We start from the raw sequence: 18,005 nt of genomic DNA on the forward strand, positions 1-18,005 counted from the left end.
ATCTGAATGATGAGTTTTATTCCATCTGTTTTTTAAAGGGAACCAATGTACTCGAGTAGGCTTAAACAGTTCAGTTTTGTTTCATTGGTCTTGCTTGCGTTTATTGTTGCATTGCAAATGCTAACAAGAATAGGGATGTTTCATGAATTTATTATAACCCCAAATATTCCCCTGGAAGAAAATGACATAGTTAATTTATTTATTACGGGCCTAAGATTTGATTTAAAAATTGCCGGGATTTTTATTCTTTTATTTCTAATGATTGCATCTATTTTTTGTTGGTTTGAATGGAGTTGGCATCTATTAAAAAAAATTTTCTTGGCGAGCTCAGTATTAGTTGTTTTTATAATGACCCTACTTTCCTTTGCCAGTTATAATTATCTCAAAACATTTAATCATAACTTTGATGTATTTGTTTATAATTTCCTTTCAGAAAATAAAACAGCCATACTTGAAGCTGCTTGGCAAAATTATCCTATTTTGAAGGGTATAACATGTGCTCTTGTGTTATCACTTCTGACAATGAGCATTATCAAAAAATTACTATTAATACCTTTAAGTCCCATTAGGTACAGAACCAAATTTATTGTATTAATAGTCTGTTACTTTATAATTTTACTCTTATTTAGTCGAGGAAGTTTTGATTCTTTTCCTTTAAGAAAACAACATATAAACATTTCGACAAATCCTATTGTGAATGATTTGGTTCCTAATCCAATAAGTGCGCTATGGTGGTCCTATCGAGATTATCAAAATAAATATTCTTTTGTTCCTGTTACACAAGAGGAAAGTAGAACATTATTAAATTACTTTGGACATATCGTACAACATAGTACTCCAGTAAACTCATGGATATCACGTCATCCCCCAAATGTTGTTTTTATTCTTACAGAAAGCCTGGGTTCAAATATTTTAGAGATAGGTGCACAGACACAAAATAATTTCTTAGGTAAGTTAGATAATCACTGGCAAAAAGATTTTATTTTTAATCGATTTTTATCAGAGAAAAATGGGACAACAGATAGTTTAGAAGCCATTTTTTTTCATTCTCCCTACCCCCACTTGAGCACCTCAATTAAAAAGAATATACCCCTTAAAGGGACGCCTTTTTGGACCTATAAAGAAGCAGGATATAAGACCATTTTTATCTGCTCGAAAAGTATGAACTGGGAAAATTTAGATCAGTATTTAAAGGTTCAGGGAGTAGACAAAATATATGATTTGGCTTATTTAAAGAAAAAATATCCTGAATCATCACAAGATGAAAATTCTTATGGAGTCCTTGACGAGTATGCATTTAAGTTGGCCAAGTCAATATTATTAAACGCAAAAAAGCCGGTATTTATAAGTGTACTAACTTTAACAAATCATCCCCCTTTCAAATTACCTCATCACTATTCTCAAATGCCTATTAATCATAAAGAACATTTTAAAAAATATGGCTTTAAAACAAAAAATGATTTTATGCAATTGCAAACCTATAGATATACAACCGATCTTCTTGGCGAATTTCTTGATTTCATCAAAACCTCGCCTCAAACAAACAATACTATAGTAGCAATAACAGGTGATCATAAAGCCAGAAATGTCAGTATGTCTTATCCAAAGCAGCTTGTATTAATGTATGCGGTTCCTTTTTATTTGTATGTTCCTCATCAACTATTAAATCATGTAAATTGGCATTATGATCCTTCTCGAGTAGGATCTCATAAAGATATTTTTCCTACATTATATGCATTTAGTTTATCTAACCAAAAATATAATAGCCTTTGTGGTCGAAACATGCTTTCTAGAATTGACCTGGATGCTTGTGCTTTTGGATATAATGAAAAACTGTGGATAACATCGAAAGGAGTATTCCCTCTTGATTTAGAGAATCCTATTTTTTTTAAATGGAACAATAATCGTAGTTTACTAGTAAATACTAATTTGTTGCCTACTCCCTATAATCAGTCTAAAAAATTCAAATATTACAAACAGCTATTAGATTGGCAATTAAATTATCAGACTACTGTCTAAATTTAGCAACGACCCTATGGGTTTACAAAGGAACTGAATTAAACTGTTTTTATTTGCATGGAGTTCAATTGGACTATGCCTAACACCATAACAAAGCCATAAAGATATGGTTTTCATAGTGCCCATTGATACATACAGCATTTTTATGAATGCCTTCAATAACGAAACCAACTTCTTTATAAAGATTGATGGCTCTTTTATTTTGTTCTCTTACTGTAAGTTCTATACGAGTTAATCCTTTTTGCTGCGCTTCTTTTAAGGCAGCTCTTATCAATGCTCGCCCTACTCCCATACTTCTATACCCATCAATCACGCCAATTCCTAATGAACCAATATGGGCAAATACAGGGCGATCCAGTGGGCTTATATCGCACCACCCTATAACTTTATCCTCATGAAGAGCAACGAGTTGAGGCCAATCATTATTAATATGATCCAGGACAAATTCCCGTGTAGTTTCAATAGGAGGTCCTTCCAGGAACGCTAGATACTTATGCTCACGGGCAACACTATCTACAGCGGACCAAAATTCTTTTATATGCTGCTCACGAATGGGTACAATTTCATAATTCATAAACTCAACCTGATGTAATTAATGTTCAAATAATTCTTATAGTGTTTCCTGCGTTTCTTCCTGATTGAGCTTTACGCCAATAATGGATTAGGTTAGAAGTAGTTTTGTATCCCAATAGTACCTTTATCCGTTTTATTTTGAGCACTGTTCACCACAGAATGCCCGGATGCGCCTGAAAGTCTTTAATAGGGTATCGGCATTTTAAAATACCTGGTTCCCGTTTTCAAAAGTATCAGTCTAAAAATCCTGACAAGAAATTACTCTTAATACACCGTGGATACTAATCGATTAACATCCAAAATTCAGTTGGAGAGTGTTTGATCCTGCCCATGGAATTTTTTCTTCAGGATGGAGAACTCTAGGTGTTAGATCAAATAGTTCGAATTCAGAGCGTGTTGCTTTCCAATGCTCTGATGCACCTTCAGCGATAAATCCACTATCTTCAATTTTAAAAGTTGAACCATCGAAAATATATTCTACAGACGGTGTGTTTCTCGATCCCGACAAGGCGTCCTTGAGCATGTAGCACTCTCCAAGCCATGGATCAAGGAGGATAACATCATCACCCCACATTTTTGGATTATTTTTATCCGAATCTGCTTTGCGGTTAATCACTACAAATTCATGATCATCATGATCAATTGAAAAGGTTTCAATGGGTACTGATGTTTCAATACCAGGAAGATTCAACTCTGCAAAGCCTTGAGCAGGATAGTGCATTAATAGGGCAATTGCTGCCTGAGAAAGGTCGGAACAATTTCCAATACCCCATTGTGCCAATCTTTTTGTAATACTCTCCACTCGCTCTTTATTGGTGTAATCAGATTTATTTTTTCGTTTTTCTTTAAATTCAAGAGATTCAATTTCATCATAAATGTAATTATTTAAATCCGTCAGGGTACATTCAATTTCCACAACCTGAGACTGGTCATTAAGTTCTATGTGATAATCTTCCGCCTCACATTGACTCTGTAAATAATTAGACAAATTTACAATATTGACTTGGTCGCAGTGTATTTTGATCCTGCCTGACTCATATTGTTCCTCAGGCGCATTGGAAGAAATGTCGATATCCCAGCTAAATATCAGTTGGCGTATACCATCCTGATCATTTCTGGCACGCATTGCGTTGATCCAAAGGAGGCGATGAATTGGTTGCTCTTCAGAAATCTCTTCAATTATATTGGTATTCGAGCTAAAGGGAGCATAATTTTTAACTTTATCCAGGATAAATTGGGCAATTTTAAGCAAATCATCACCGATTTTATTTACATTTCTTGAAGTATTTTTATGACTAAACATAGCATTTCTATTCAAACTATAAATTTATCCCTATTATAGACGATTAAATATACATACAGGTATAAATAAACACGCAATATGTTTGAACTGATGATCAATAAAAGAAAGTTCCTGCCGAATTAACAATTATACCACCAGGTCGGTTAAATCGCGCTCCTGTAATCGTACAATGAATTAACTCTCGAACACTATAACATTTTATATGTTTTTAGTGGACTTAGGAAACATCAGTTAACAAACGTTTACTTGCCTGGAAACGCGGAAAGTTAGTATCCACTAAAGTCACATGACCCAACTTGCGATTAGGTTTCGCTGTTTTGCCATATTGATGGAAATGAGCCCCAGGAATACTGAGGCACTGTGTTATTGATGGCATTTCACTGATGCAATTCAACATAAATGAATGCCCTATTGCCTCAGTGCTACCTAATGGCAAATCAAAAATGGCCCGCAAATGATTCTCAAATTGGCTAGTATAAGCGCCTTCAATAGTCCAATGACCCGAATTATGTACTCGTGGCGCCATTTCATTGACTAATAAGTGCGTTCCATCGTAAAAAAATTCGACGCAAAGAGTTCCCACATAATCCAGGGTAGTTAAAATAGTAGTAACAATGCCTTCAGCTTCCTTTTGCAAACTGGGATTATCTAGAATTACTTCAGACCAACGCAAAATCCCTTCTTGATGATAATTGCGAACCAATGGATAAAAACGAAGGTGCCTGTCTTTGCTTCTAACTCCAATCAAGGACACTTCGAATTTAAAGGGAATAAACTGTTCGAGGATTAATGCTTTATCCTGCAAATCCTTCCACCCCGTTTCTATATCCTTTTCAGACTTAATTACAAATTGCCCCTTGCCATCGTAGCCAAGTCTTCTTGTCTTCAAGATGGATTTGCCTAATTCCGAATATGCTTGATGTAAAACATCATTTGAACTCACCTCCCGAAATCTCGCTGTTGGGATATTGAGGGAGTTAAGAAAACTCTTTTCTAATAATCTATCCTGTGAAACGGCCAATGCATTGACTGAGGGATAAAAGGCTTTATGCTTACACACGTATTCTACAAGGGATAGAGGAATATTCTCCGTTTCAATGGTTACAAAATCCGCATTTTCCAGGAGCTTATCTAATGCAGATTCATCCATTAATGGTGCAGTAATGACCTCTGTCACTTCTTTAGCACACGCTTCAGGACTGGGATCTAGGCATATAGTTTTAATACCTAATGTATGCGCACTTAAAGACATCATCCTTGCTAATTGTCCACCACCTAGAATTGCAAGCTTCATTAAGCATCCTTTTGAGGATTTGAATTATTGAGTACCTTTTGTGTCTGATCGTTACGATATTCCTGCAAACGCTGACGGATGTCAGGGTATTTATTTGCAAGAATGGCTGCTGCAAACAAAGCAGCATTGATTGCCCCTGCTTTACCAATCGCGAGGGTTCCCACTGGAATTCCTGCTGGCATTTGGACAATTGACAACAAAGAATCAACCCCATTGAGCATATTTGAAGGCACTGGAACTCCTAAAACGGGTAAGCTGGTTTTAGAAGAAACCATACCAGGTAGGTGTGCAGCCCCACCCGCTCCTGCGATAATGACTTCAAATTCATTTTTCTCAGCTTGTTCAGCAAATTGAAATAGTTTATCGGGAGTTCGGTGTGCAGAAACAATTTCAGCATGATAATGAATGCCCAAAGCATCTAATGTCTCCACGGTATGTGACATTATCTGCCAATCACTTTGCGATCCCATGATCACCGCAACTCGTTTTTTATCACTCACCTTCATCACTCCAAAAGCATGAAAACTGCATTTCCAGTTTTTTTAGGTAGCAATAGTTTATCCTAGAAAGCTTAAATTTTATATTGTTCTGTGGTTGATTCGTCTATTGGTGAGAGTTTTGTTAGCACGGGGTGAGCAGTTGAAATCAATGAAACTATGATTGGTGGCGAAAAATCAGGGAAGAGAGGACGTGGCACGGGAGGAAAAACTCTAGTATTGATAGCGGCGGAAGAGACGCAATGGGGTATTGGGCGTCTTAGATTAACCACCATTGAGGACGCATCCAGCAATGCATTAAAGGGCGCAATGCAACAGATGGTTGCAGCAGAACCGATGGCTGGTCTGGCTATAATGGTTTAACCAAGCTTGGGTATACACACGAACAGATCAGTAATCATAATATGGAGGAAGAGGATGCTATTGAACAGGTCCATCTTGTTGCAGCATTGCTTAATCGCTGGTTAATGGGTACGCTTCATGGTGGAATTAACCACAAAAATTTACCGTATTAGATGGATGAGTTTACCTTTAGATTTAATCGACGTACATCTAACTCGAGAGGTAAATTGTTTTACAGGTTAATCCAACAGGAGCTTGAGGTCGATCCGGTGCCCGCGAAATTGCTAACGGGTGCATTTGAAACCTAGTAGACTACGCCACATACCTTAATAATAATATTGAAAATACAGCGGATGGGTAATTAATGTATGAGCTAGGAAACAAAGCCATGAATATTTTTAAAAATGATTCCTATGCAATACTATATGAGAATATAAATAACAACATTGTATTGCTAAAAGAAAAAATAACGCCAACAACGAAAATAGTCCTTTGGATGATGTTGCAGTTATTTTTAGGTATACTGATCAATACTGACTCAATAGGTCACATACAAGGACGAGTCCACCCTGATGAACAATATCATTTAAGAATAATTGAAGAGTCTCTGAACACTCACTCATTATTGATGCCGTTACACAATAGAGAACCTTGGTATACAAAACCTCCCTTATTGCTTTGGCTGGGATATGGTATTGGAAAATTAACTGGGTTAGGCGCTTTGGGAGGGATGCGTGTTGTTTCGGTACTATCCTGGATACTTTGCTCTTGGTTAATTTTTGTTTTTGTAACAAAATCACTTAACTCATTATCACAAAGTTCAGCTGGATCGCAAGCTGTTAAAACCGCCATTTTATCAACATCATGTTTAAGCGTTCTATCGTTTTGTCATTTTGGGATGATGGATATTCCGATGCTTGCCTCATTGCTTTCTATTCCTTTGTTAACATTGTGCTGGTGGGAATCGGGACAGAAATTACCTCAAACAATTGCACTTACCTTGGCACTTATTATAGGTGGATGGTGGAAAGGACCAGTCTTTTATTGTTTAATCTTTTTACCTACATTAGTCGTAATCCCCCGTCCATATGATCAGCAACTCACCAGATTATTTATTCGTTTTTCTCCGTGGATAATTCTCTCGTTAATAATAGGTAATGGATGGATTCTCTGGAATCTTTATTTATATGGAGATTGGTATGTACAAAAGTTCATTTTTGGAGAAAATCTGACCCGAATTAATGGGGTTGGAATGGGCTCTTTAATCAAATTTTTATTAATGGGAAGCCTTCCCTTCTGGCGTGAAATTTGGGGGCAAAGTTTACAAAACTATAATACTAAAATGAACTATGCCCACGCTCGCTCAGGCTTAATGCTTGCCCTTTCAACTATACTCATATTTGGTTTTTGTACATCACAACATTTTCATTGGTTTATTGCTGTTCCTGTCGGTTTGCTTTTGTGGAACGGCATACCCGGAGATCGTCTATTTCAAGTATCATGGTTGGGAACGATCTCAAATTATTTACTTTTTTTAGCTATACCTGCTTTAACGGTTCTTTTATTGATTTTTACTGCATATTGTCGAGTGTCCCTAAATTTGGCATCTCAAATTAGTCTGCTTCTGATTTCATTTTGGGTACTGATTGTAGGCTATAAGAGTATCAAATTTACTCAACGAGCTACTCTTGGGGTGGCTTTTACACTATTTTGGGGAACTCTCCTTTGGGTTGTTACTCCAAACATGTTTTATAATGGGTTCGGCTTGATTCTATCAAAAACCACCCCATCGGACTCGAACACTTCAGTTAGGAAATTTAATCAACATAATAGCAAAGAAATTAATAAAGCATTAATCGCCGTATTAAAGTCCCCATCAGAATCATCATTTGATAAACTGACTCAATCATTGGTTATAGAGGTTGAACCTACGCGTTAAAAAAAGGAAGTATCTCTAGTATGGATAGTAGCGGAAGAGACGCAATGCGGTATTGGGCGTATTAGATTAAGCTCCATTGCGGATGCATTCAGCAATGCATTAGAAGGCGCAATTCAACAGATGGTTGCAGCAGGCACTTGACTAGATCCGGTGCCCGCAAAATTGCTAACGGGTGTAGTTGAAGCCTAGTGGACTCAGCCGCATACCTAGGTACTTTAACTCATCCCCTATCCTATTCATTGTTAATTCGTCAGATACGATACCCCTTCATGGGTATAGAAATTTCAAACAACAAAACAAAAATTTCCTTTTAGTACAGAGGCCATGGTCGTATTGCCTGATCATGTGCATACAGTGTGGAAACTGCCAGACAATGATTTTAATTACTCTTTACGCTGGCATCAGATCAAATCGTATTTCACAAAAAATTTAATTAAGCAAGGCGTAGAAATAACAAAAGATCAACGAGGAGAGTATCCTCTTTGGCAACGTCGGTTTTGGGAGCATCGAATTCGAGATGAATCAGACTTACAAGCACATATCGATTACATCCACTTTAACCCTGTTAAACATGGATATGTACCTTCAAGTCGTATTCCAGTTTCCATCGTTATGTTCAGAATGGAGTATTGCAGGAAAATTGGGGATATGATGGTGTTCAACGGAGATTAGAGGGTGAGTGAATGTGAAATGTAAACCTGGGATACAGCCCTTCGGGCCTACTCCCAGGCTACGCTTGCGGTAATACTTGCAATAAATGCAAAGTATACCTGTAATTTTGTGTTAGATTTATAATATGGGCATCACCTTTGCGTTAGGGAGCAATTTGAAGCCATTTTCCGATGTAAATATAATTATCAAGCTTGTTTCAACGAGCATTATAGTTATTATTTTAGGATTAATCCGCATCCTGGCATGGAATCATTATTCTATTTTTTTAGGGTTTGGACCTTTTTATCTCGCAGTGATGCTCCCTGCTTTATGGGGTGGGTTTTATGTGGGAATATTTGCAACATTTTTTAGTTTTTTGTTTGTTTATTATTCTACCTTTGTTCAGCCTGTTTACATTGACGAACATACTTCCATAGTAACGCTTATTTACTTTTGTGTTAATGGGGCAATTTTTTCGTTAGTGGGGGAATATTTCAGATTTACACGAAAAAAGATGAGAGCGGCCTTATATAAAGCAAAACGTTTGTCCGATGCTCTAGATTGTATCCCTGTATATGTGTATATGAAAGACCTTAATCACCACTATATCTATGCTAATAAACCAACGCTTAGGTTGTTTAAATGCTCTGAATCAGAACTAGCAAATTTGGATGATAATCATTTCTTTCCTGAGGCCACCGTGAAACGGTTGCATGAGATTGATAACAGGGTATTTTACCAGCAGATAACCACGCAAGAAGAAATTCACTCCATAGAGCGTGATGGCCATTCTCGTGTGTATTGGGAGGTAAAAACACCGCTATATGAAGTAGACGATAACCATAAGATATATGGTTTGTGCGGTGTATCTACCGATATCACTGAACGGAAAATTCATGAAGATGTACTTCGGGAATCTGAAGAACGTTTTCATTCTGTGTTTGAAGCTGCTGCTATAGGGATGGCAATTGTTGACATTGATGGCCGTTTTGTACAGGTTAATAAGGCATTGTGTCAGCTTGTAGGATATACATCGGATGAGCTGTTGAAAAAAACATTCATAGACATTACACATCCTGATGATCTACAGACCGATCTTGGGTATGTGAAACAATTATTAGATGGAACACTCAGTAATTATCAATTAGAAAAAAGATACTTTCATAAAGACGGCCACATTATTTGGATTTTATTAACCGGCTCCGTAGTGCATGATACAAATCAAAACGTCAAATATTTCATCGCGCAAATTATGGATATAACCCAGCAAAAATCCCTGATAGCCAAATTAGAACAGTACGCTAATCAAGATTCTCTGACAGGCTTAAATAATAGAAGATATTTCATTGAACAAGCTGAGTTAGAATTTGAACGCGCTAGACGTATGAAATATAACATAGCTATTTTAATGGTAGATATTGATTATTTTAAGAAAGTAAATGACATTAACGGACATAAAGTAGGTGACTTGGTTTTACAGCATTTTAGCACGCTGTTGCAGCAGGATTTACGGAGTACTGATTTGGTTGGTCGCATTGGTGGCGAGGAATTTGCCATTGTCCTACCTAATGTTTTGGAGAAAAATGCTCTTGAGGTTGCGGAAAAGCTTCGGTCTCTCATTGAAAAGAGCCCTTTTGAAATGCCATCAGGACAAAAAATAAACTACACCATCTCAATAGGAGTCTATATTTCGAATATTATGGATGCTACAGTTGAAGAATGCTTAAATGAAGCTGATAAGGCATTGTATCAAGCGAAAAATTCAGGTCGAAACCGCCTGTATTCTATTGTGGGAAGCCTTCGTTAGCGTCCGAGCACCTATGGGGACAGGCCTTGCTTTTTGCTTTCTTGCTCATGAGGAGTCACGCTCTGGGTGCTCCAGCAGCATCTAGGGTCAGATCTTGCTTTTTTGCCTCTATCCTGAAAATCCGCACTTTGAAATTAATTCATGATAAATAGTTCCATACATATTTATTTTATTTCAAATGAAAATAAGTAAGCCCAGGATTAGCATGATAAGACCTTTACTCATTAAGTTTGCTAGTGAGCTCTATCGAATGACCAGTCGAGGAAATAGAACTTGTTCCATTTTTTTATTTCAATGATTCCATATCATGCTTTTATGTTTAAAATGATACTTAGATTGTCATTTAATAGGGAAATGCATTGATAATGGAACCAGATATTCGTGATATATATAAACCTTTGCAATTTTTTATCCTCGTTTTTATTTTAACCTGGATATTCTGGTTTTCTTCTAATTACATTCAAGCTCAAAATGGAAAAGAGTTGTTTTTTTTCCTAGGGTTACTTTCTCCCTGCATCACGGCGCTACTATTCATCTTTTTATCTCAAAGCAAAGCGCTTAAAAGACAATTTCTCAACAAATTATTGAATTTACGGTTGATTAAGCTAGGAACTCTAATTTATCTCTTCATGATTCCACCTCTTTCATTGATTATTTCCATCTTAATATCCCTTTTATTTTCTTATTCAATCGACCAATTTAACCTTGCACAATCCTTTTCATTTCATATGGCAGGGACTCCTACTCTTCTCATTCTATTTTTGGCAGCTTGTTTTGAAGAATTAGGATGGAGAGGATATGGGATGGATAGTTTGTCAGCCAAATTCAATTATTTTAATAGTACGGCTATTTTTTCGGTACTATGGGCATTATGGCATCTGCCCTTATTTTTTATTAACCACAGTTATCACTATAATATTTTGCACTTAAATCCATTGTTCGCTATCAATTTTATAATCGGTGTTATTCCATTTGCATTTATCATTAACTGGTTATGGAAGAAGAATAACTACAGCATTCCCGTAGCCATACTATTTCACTTTATCGCTAACCTTTCACAAGAAGCACTTATGGTTGAGCCTGTGACAAAATGTATTCAGACATTAGTGTTGATTGCATTTGCTAGTATCATTATCTACAAAGATAGAGAGTTATTTTTTGATATAAAATAACCATTTAAAAAAATTAATGGAATTCAAACGATACCATAGCACTTAGGGGGCAGATCTTGCTTTTTTGCCCTGAGTTTTCTGGTGGGCTGTATCACATTACCAGTCGAGAAACAGAAAAGAAGCAATATATGAAACAGATGAAGAAAAAGGGCAAAATGCACGATCTGCCCCCTATTGTTGGCAGAATGATGAGTTGGGTAGCGACCCAACCTACAATGATTGCGCACCTTGTAGTCTTGGCCCCAAAGCCTCGCGTGCATTTAACGCAATTTCATGGAGTGTTTGTCCCAAACAGCAAGTACCGACCGATGACCACCCTGTTTTATGAACGGGGCTTAAATAACATAGCATATTCTTTTTCCTCTGCCTCAGAGAGTTTTGTTTCTTCATTATAGGCACTCTCTTCAGGACTTCCGTGATATTCCTGATAATATTTATCAAAAGTGTTTAAAATGTTATCTACTTCCGTTTTATTTTCAAAAAAATCCAAAAATCCTTCATAAGCCACATCAGGATAGGTATTTTGATAATTCCACATTCCTAAAAGATACTCTGAGAATATGGTTGGACTGACATCGCAATTAAATTCTCTATGAGAATGTCGTATGGGCACTTCATGTTCATTCGTATGATTTCTTTTGATATGCACGGAGTCTCGGCCTCTAAGCCAGTGTGGGTTATATTCAGGCATCAGGCCTACAACTCCTTTTTCTACCTTTTCCCAATGTGCTTTGGCTCTTTCAACTTTATAACTATCTTCTCCACGAAAATAGACGCTAATGGTTTTTTTATATACTTGTAATTTAACAATATACTCTGGTTTGAGCAATTCAATATTAAATGGCATAATAGAACATCATAAAAACGGTTTGTATATATATTGTACCATATTATGGTTAAAAAGGTAGCTTAGCAAGGTGACCACTTTTTCGCATCACCTGGATATTGCATGGACTGAAAGTCCTCCCATTTACTGTACATTGAGAGATGGTATCGTTACTATTGGTAATAAATGCCTTTGTTCCTGCTGCATTCAATCTTTTTGCGTAAGGTGCTTCCAAGTCTGTCGCTCCAGAATTGGCGCATGAATTTATAGTGCCGATAATGCCCCTGCATTAAGTGACGGTGTTGTTACCATAATTGGTAATAAATGCCATCGTTTCTGCCGGATTTAATGTTATTGCCGCTGGGTGATCCAGTTCTGTAATCCCTAATTTACAACGCTCTCTTATCATTTACACTCTAAGCAATCTAATAAAATTAATAGCAGAATAACCAGCTGATTCATTTATTCCGACAGTTCAACTGGTGCAACAATAGCATGGCTATATTTACATGATCCATGACGTCCCGAATATTAAAATCTTTATCATCCTCAACTGAAAAAAGAAACAACTGATCCTTGGGACATTTTAAAAATTGGGAAGCCTGATCTAGGAGTAACCAAGGATCTTCATTTACAATAGAACCGGTATTTTCCTCTAAAGAATAGTCCAGTGACTTCAAAGTGGGATCGAACCATTTCAAGGGATCTGAAGTATTATTGGACTTATTTTCAAAATAAAGATCAAAGCCTTGCTCGATTAACGATTGAAGGGTGACTAAAATGATTAATTTTTTTTCTTCAGATAATGAAGAATAATTTTTATTGGGAAAATCAGTTTCTTTTTTCCAGGGGGTCCACCTAGGGGTCAGATCTTGCTTTTTTGCCTTGAGTTTACTGGTGTGCTCTATCACATTACCAGTCGAGAAACAAAAAAAGAAGCAATATATTTAACAGATGAAGAAAAAGGGCAAAAGGCAAGATCTGCCCCCTATTGTTGCTCAATTGATTCATTCTGAGCTATAAAAAATTAATGCGGCCAAACAAGATTTTTTATAAAATCAATCGAGCCTGACTCCATTGATTAATTCGTAAAGCTTAAATATCATGCCCCCCAATTTTTGTTAATTTTAGGGGGCATAAGGCGTGAAAAGTAACATTATTAATACATCTGATTTTAGAGGTTGGTTTAGCAGTATTGCTTGTCTTATATTTCTAACGCTAGTAAACCATTCTGCGGCAGCATATACTGCAATGTCTTTAGGTGAAGTGGCAGGATCAATTACTGAATCATTTACGAACCTGGCTAAATTGATTACTTCTGGTGCTTATTTGGCTGGTTTGGGATTTTCTATTGGGGCTATTATGAAGTTTAAACAACACAAAGATAACCCGACTCAAATTCCAATTGGAACCCCAATTGCTCTATTGTTTATTTCTGCCGCTTTATTGTTTCTACCTTCAATTTTAGATGTAACAAGTGCAACAATGTTTGGAGATTCTGGAGGTCAAACGGCAGGACCTCATGGTATTGTTTTTGCAAACAGACAATAAACGAGTATTGTCGAACGCATTTCGAAGAATAAAGATTAATAGGGTCAGAGTCTGGCTCTATTGATCTGCTATTAAACGTAGGGGATCACCCATTAGAAAGTCCGACTTCAACCCCAATCCAGTCAAGTTAAAATGGGACACTGTTATGCTTAAAGCAAAAATAAATAAACTTAACGAGCTAGTAAAAGTCATTTTTTAATTCTTATCACCACCCTTTTACCATTTTATACTGTTGAAGGAATAACAGGAAACTATAATGAGTGCATCTCAAAAGCACTTACAACAGCAGACAAACGCAACTGCATAGCAGAAGAGAATAAGGTTATTGCAATCAAAATCCAAACACTGGTAACTCTCTGATAGGTAGAGATTCGACAAGCGGTGGTTTCTCCGATTTAAACAATGGATCCGCTAAAACCATGGGAGCCCGCAAGACACCAAGGGGTCAGCTGCCCCCTATTTCGGAATGGAGTATTGCAGGAAAATTGGAGATATGATGATGTTCAAGGGAGTTTAGAGAGTAATTAAATGTGAAATGTAAACCTGGGATACGACCCTTCGGGCCTACTCCCAGACTTCGCTTGCTGAACTACCGCACAAAATTAGGCGCAGCAAATGACATGAAAAAACTAAAATACGCCACCGAAATCCAATAAAAGTTTCAAAGCCATTAAGCCAATACAGAGATTTAACTTAAAATTAATGCTTTTAAACGTACTCATTCTCCTTATAAATTCATCAGATTTCAACGCAACAGCAAGCCTTTCCTGGATTAGATGTTCATAGTCAGGATTACCAGACAAGAATTGCATACCGGTTTTAATTGTTTAGACATCTCCATGAACCCATAAAATATTACATGTTATACAGTATACATGCAGGAAAATAGTACTTAAAGTAACGATTCGATATTTATATTCCTCTCTCTCCGCAAACCCCATTATCTCTAAAAAAATATCATTTAAGTTCATACGTGTTCATTTAAAGTCGGCTACAGAAAAAGGATTGATTCTCAAAATATGCCAATTAAAATCAAAATCAGCGTAGCCTGGGAGTAGGCCCAAAGGGCCGTATCCCAGGTTTTCATTTTACTTCCATAGCTCAATACCTCCTATCAATTTCCATTCACAGGAAATCCATCTTCATAAACAAATAGAGAGTAAACTTCAAACTAAAGGAAAAACACCGAAAACAATTATTTGCGCTGTCATGCATAAATTGGCTCTAATCATTTTCGGGGTCTTAATAAATAAGCAAGCTTTTAACGAACACTTAGCTTGCTTTTAAAAACAGTATCATTTAATACAGAAATTCCCTAGCCTCAAAGCCAGAAATCACCATGCCCCATAGCCGTCAGATCAAAAGTAGTCCGTATTAGGCGCCTAATAAGGGCTACGATCCTAATAAGATGTTAAAAACCAACTAAATCATCACTGCCAATATTAAGCACCTGCTTCAATCGCACTATATGATACAATTTATTCAAAACATTATATTCCAATCACCTACTGAAAATTTAGTTCTAAGGGGATAAACAGAAATGCGCAAGAATGAATACTGAATCAAAACGAATTGAGAGTGAGATGCTCGAAATACAGCGACAGAGAAAATATGATGATTCACATTGAAAAAATCACTGGGGAACGTGCTAAAACCTTGTGTCTAGCCATTACAACGGAATTACCTGAGTACTTCGGAGTACCAGAAGCCAACGAGCATTATTCAATAGGGGTTACAAACCGTATAAATTTCGCTGCAAAAAAGGATGATATTTATATTGCTCTGATTTCAATAGATTTTCCCTATCATTATAATGCCAATATTTATTGGATGGCTGTAAGACCTGATTTTCACCGTCAAGGTGTTGGGAAACAATTAATAGACGCGGCTTGTCATTTTGCTGTAACTCAAGGAGCTACAACTATAACCGTTGAAACACTGAGTCCATCTGAATCAGAAGATAATTATCTTAAAACGTATCGGTTCTATATGTCGGTTGGTTTTAAAGCTCTTTTTGATTTAAAACCCGCTGGATATGAGTGGACTATGGCATATATGATGAAACAGCTTGAACCTTTAGCAATAAACCAACACGCAATGGTTATCAAAGCACTAACATTGGCAGATATTCCCTCTCTGGTCGATGCTTTTCAAAAAGTAAATTGGCAAAAACCTGCATCATTATTTGAACAATATTACCAAGAACAACAAAAGGCTGAACGAGTCGTATGGTTGGCTTATGTGCAAGACCAAATTGCCGGCTATGTTACGCTAAAATGGACATCACTCTATGAGCCCTTTGCTCAGAAACAAATCCCGGAAATTATGGACTTAAATGTATTACCCTCTTTTCGCCAATTTGGAATAGGAAGTACTTTACTAAAAGTCGCTGAAAAAAAAGCAGCAAGCCAACACTCACATGTAGGTCTTGGCGTTGGCCTATATGGTGGACAAGATGGGGGATATGGATCAGCGCAACGACTCTACATCAATCGCGGCTATATTCCAGATGGGTTTGGAGTCACTTATGACTATAAACCAGTAGCTCCCGGAACAATGGTTTCTTTAGATGATGATTTGATATTATGGTTTACCAAAAAAGTGAAATAATAAAATGAATTTTCCCTATCGCCTCATTGAATTAACCCATACTTTAGATGAAACCAGCCCCTCCTGGGAGGTAAACTGTGGCTTTTCGTCATCAATAGTATTGGATTATGCTGATTGTACTAGTGAACCCTTATTTCGCGTTCAGCATCTCACCATGCCAGCGGGAATGGGAACGCATATGGATGCCCCTTCACATTGCTGTCCCGACGGACTATCTATAGACCAAATTCCACTGGATCAATTGGTTGCTCCTTGTGTGGTAATTGATGTAACTCCAAAGGCACATGGACTCTATAGTGTGACACCCCAAGACATCGCTGATTTTGAAAAAACGCACGGCCTCATTCAAGCTAATTCATTTGTCATCATTAAAACAGGCTGGTCACGCTTCTGGAACAATCCGATTCAATATCGTAACAACCTTGATTTTCCCTCTGTCTCGGCAGAAGCAGCCTCCTTGCTGTTATCTCGAAGCATTGTGGGATTAGGCATAGATACATTATCACCTGACAGGCCAGATGTTGGTTATCCGGTGCATCGCATCGTGTTAGGTTCAGGACGATACATCGTGGAGAACATTGCAAATAGTGAACAATTACCATCCACTGGTAGTTTCGTCATGGCCCTACCATTGAAAATCAAACAAGCGACTGAAGCACCTATTCGCTTAATTGGATTATTGCCATGAAATACCAGAAGATCATCCAATAAGCGAGCTTATTTGTTTAAAAAGTCGGGGGTAGACTAGGATCAAGCCCAAAGGGCCGTACCCCAGGTTTTCATTTTACTTTCACAACTCTTAGACACAACAATTTACGGCAAAAGCTAAAGCAAACCAAGAGGGTCAAGCCTTGCTTTTTGCTATTAAGGAATTAAGTAGCAAGGCTTGCACCTAAGCTACTTTGGTTTTCTTAATTAGTTTGATTTTTGCTGCTTCAATTTCAATCACTATCCTTAAGTGAACGATTTCCATCTTCAAGATATTGAGTTAATTGTTAATTTCCGGCAAGGCAAACCGGTTACGTTAAATTTATCAATGGATTATCAAGTTAATAAAAAGATCCATTACCCAATCAAAGAAAGAGAAATTGTCAGCAGTTTTTTTCAAACTTATGGATGCGTTTCCCTGCTTGTCCAATTTTACAGAATAAGATCTGCTTCTGGACTTATTTGTTTTTCTGGCAAAGGCTCTTAACGCTTCCATTTGAGTATTTAAACAGGATAATTGCTGTAAAGATGTAATCGGAAACTTGATGGATTTGCCTGTAATTTGCATATCTTGCTGAATGTTACTGGATTTTAGTATTTGAATTAACATATCAGCTTCTACGCGCCCGATGATTTTAGTGATACGTGATGATATGTCTTCTTTCAATAAACACCCCTCGATAATTCATCGAGTATAAATTTATGTTCTTTTT

The 18,005-nt window shown here is 37.0% G+C and carries 15 protein-coding genes and 1 pseudogene; 9 read left to right on the top strand and 7 right to left on the bottom strand.

Annotated features, from left to right (window positions below; genetic code table 11):
• The first annotated feature begins 135 nt into the window (after positions 1-135).
• Positions 136-2,019 carry an LTA synthase family protein gene (locus IZU94_RS06945; RefSeq protein ID WP_203109277.1) on the top strand — a complete coding sequence of 628 codons (1,884 nt, stop codon included), beginning with the start codon at positions 136-138 and terminating at the stop codon, positions 2,017-2,019.
• Positions 2,020-2,098: 79 nt separating this feature from the next.
• Here the strand turns inward: IZU94_RS06945 and IZU94_RS06950 are convergent, their stop codons facing one another.
• The 4 genes from IZU94_RS06950 to purE all read right to left on the bottom strand — a co-directional run bounded on the left by IZU94_RS06950 (position 2,099) and on the right by purE (position 5,695).
• Positions 2,099-2,593 carry a GNAT family N-acetyltransferase gene (locus IZU94_RS06950; protein WP_203109279.1) on the bottom strand — a complete coding sequence of 165 codons (495 nt, stop codon included), beginning with the start codon at positions 2,591-2,593 and terminating at the stop codon, positions 2,099-2,101.
• Positions 2,594-2,881: 288 nt separating this feature from the next.
• Positions 2,882-3,895: a hypothetical protein gene (locus IZU94_RS06955; protein WP_203109281.1), complete on the bottom strand. Its 1,014-nt coding sequence runs from the start codon at positions 3,893-3,895 to the stop codon at positions 2,882-2,884.
• Between the two features lie 217 nt (positions 3,896-4,112).
• A complete protein-coding gene (locus IZU94_RS06960) occupies positions 4,113-5,189 on the bottom strand; it encodes a 5-(carboxyamino)imidazole ribonucleotide synthase (RefSeq protein ID WP_203109284.1) in 1,077 nt (358 codons plus the stop codon).
• The gene (gene purE / locus IZU94_RS06965; RefSeq protein ID WP_203109286.1) at positions 5,189-5,695 is read right to left on the bottom strand and encodes a 5-(carboxyamino)imidazole ribonucleotide mutase; all 507 of its coding nucleotides are present in this window, start codon (positions 5,693-5,695) and stop codon (positions 5,189-5,191) included. Before purE ends, IZU94_RS06960 begins: the two co-directional genes overlap by 1 nt.
• A 138-nt stretch (positions 5,696-5,833) precedes the next feature.
• Between purE and IZU94_RS06970 the strand changes: the two genes are divergently transcribed.
• The 5 genes and pseudogenes from IZU94_RS06970 (at position 5,834) to IZU94_RS06990 (ending at position 11,597) form a co-directional block, all read left to right on the top strand.
• Positions 5,834-6,049, top strand: coding sequence for a transposase (locus tag IZU94_RS06970; protein ID WP_369410897.1), 216 nt, complete (start codon positions 5,834-5,836; stop codon positions 6,047-6,049).
• 367 nt (positions 6,050-6,416) lie between these two features.
• Complete coding sequence (locus tag IZU94_RS06975) at positions 6,417-7,967, top strand: ArnT family glycosyltransferase (protein ID WP_203109290.1); 1,551 nt, start codon at positions 6,417-6,419, stop codon at positions 7,965-7,967.
• 294 nt (positions 7,968-8,261) lie between these two features.
• A pseudogene (locus IZU94_RS06980) lies at positions 8,262-8,639 on the top strand (REP-associated tyrosine transposase); the annotation flags it as partial.
• A gap of 154 nt (positions 8,640-8,793) precedes the next feature.
• A complete protein-coding gene (locus tag IZU94_RS06985) occupies positions 8,794-10,425 on the top strand; it encodes a sensor domain-containing diguanylate cyclase (protein WP_238400356.1) in 1,632 nt (543 codons plus the stop codon).
• Between the two features lie 365 nt (positions 10,426-10,790).
• Positions 10,791-11,597, top strand: a complete 807-nt coding sequence (locus tag IZU94_RS06990; RefSeq protein WP_203109298.1) for a CPBP family intramembrane glutamic endopeptidase — start codon at positions 10,791-10,793, stop codon at positions 11,595-11,597.
• Between the two features lie 322 nt (positions 11,598-11,919).
• On the opposite strand, the gene IZU94_RS06995 is transcribed toward IZU94_RS06990, so the two are convergent.
• Positions 11,920-12,444 carry a hypothetical protein gene (locus IZU94_RS06995; protein ID WP_203109300.1) on the bottom strand — a complete coding sequence of 175 codons (525 nt, stop codon included), beginning with the start codon at positions 12,442-12,444 and terminating at the stop codon, positions 11,920-11,922.
• Between the two features lie 437 nt (positions 12,445-12,881).
• Positions 12,882-13,334: a hypothetical protein gene (locus IZU94_RS07000; RefSeq protein ID WP_203109302.1), complete on the bottom strand. Its 453-nt coding sequence runs from the start codon at positions 13,332-13,334 to the stop codon at positions 12,882-12,884.
• A 232-nt stretch (positions 13,335-13,566) separates the two neighbouring features.
• Between IZU94_RS07000 and IZU94_RS07005 the strand changes: the two genes are divergently transcribed.
• The 3 genes from IZU94_RS07005 (at position 13,567) to IZU94_RS07015 (ending at position 17,272) form a co-directional block, all read left to right on the top strand.
• Positions 13,567-13,974, top strand: coding sequence for a type IV secretion protein IcmD (locus tag IZU94_RS07005; RefSeq protein WP_203109304.1), 408 nt, complete (start codon positions 13,567-13,569; stop codon positions 13,972-13,974).
• A gap of 1,611 nt (positions 13,975-15,585) precedes the next feature.
• Positions 15,586-16,584, top strand: coding sequence for a GNAT family N-acetyltransferase (locus IZU94_RS07010; protein ID WP_238400355.1), 999 nt, complete (start codon positions 15,586-15,588; stop codon positions 16,582-16,584).
• A 4-nt stretch (positions 16,585-16,588) separates the two neighbouring features.
• Entirely contained in the window at positions 16,589-17,272 is a 684-nt protein-coding gene (locus IZU94_RS07015; RefSeq protein WP_203109306.1) for a cyclase family protein, read from the top strand.
• Between the two features lie 345 nt (positions 17,273-17,617).
• Here the strand turns inward: IZU94_RS07015 and IZU94_RS07020 are convergent, their stop codons facing one another.
• Positions 17,618-17,959, bottom strand: coding sequence for a hypothetical protein (locus IZU94_RS07020; RefSeq protein WP_203109308.1), 342 nt, complete (start codon positions 17,957-17,959; stop codon positions 17,618-17,620).
• Positions 17,960-18,005: the final 46 nt, after the last annotated feature.

It is taken from the genome of Legionella bononiensis (assembly GCF_016786215.1).
GTDB classification, from domain to species: domain Bacteria; phylum Pseudomonadota; class Gammaproteobacteria; order Legionellales; family Legionellaceae; genus Legionella; species Legionella bononiensis.

What these genes read in the sequence shown, in the direction of transcription:
- IZU94_RS06945 (WP_203109277.1), top strand. Translation starts at nt 136, where the DNA reads ATGTTTCATGAATTTATTATAACCCCAAATATTCCCCTGGAAGAAAAT.
- IZU94_RS06950 (WP_203109279.1), bottom strand. Translation starts at nt 2,593, where the DNA reads ATGAATTATGAAATTGTACCCATTCGTGAGCAGCATATAAAAGAATTT.
- IZU94_RS06955 (WP_203109281.1), bottom strand. Translation starts at nt 3,895, where the DNA reads ATGTTTAGTCATAAAAATACTTCAAGAAATGTAAATAAAATCGGTGAT.
- IZU94_RS06960 (WP_203109284.1), bottom strand. Translation starts at nt 5,189, where the DNA reads ATGAAGCTTGCAATTCTAGGTGGTGGACAATTAGCAAGGATGATGTCT.
- purE (WP_203109286.1), bottom strand. Translation starts at nt 5,695, where the DNA reads ATGAAGGTGAGTGATAAAAAACGAGTTGCGGTGATCATGGGATCGCAA.
- IZU94_RS06975 (WP_203109290.1), top strand. Translation starts at nt 6,417, where the DNA reads ATGAATATTTTTAAAAATGATTCCTATGCAATACTATATGAGAATATA.
- IZU94_RS06990 (WP_203109298.1), top strand. Translation starts at nt 10,791, where the DNA reads ATGGAACCAGATATTCGTGATATATATAAACCTTTGCAATTTTTTATC.
- IZU94_RS06995 (WP_203109300.1), bottom strand. Translation starts at nt 12,444, where the DNA reads ATGCCATTTAATATTGAATTGCTCAAACCAGAGTATATTGTTAAATTA.
- IZU94_RS07010 (WP_238400355.1), top strand. Translation starts at nt 15,586, where the DNA reads ATGATGATTCACATTGAAAAAATCACTGGGGAACGTGCTAAAACCTTG.
- IZU94_RS07015 (WP_203109306.1), top strand. Translation starts at nt 16,589, where the DNA reads ATGAATTTTCCCTATCGCCTCATTGAATTAACCCATACTTTAGATGAA.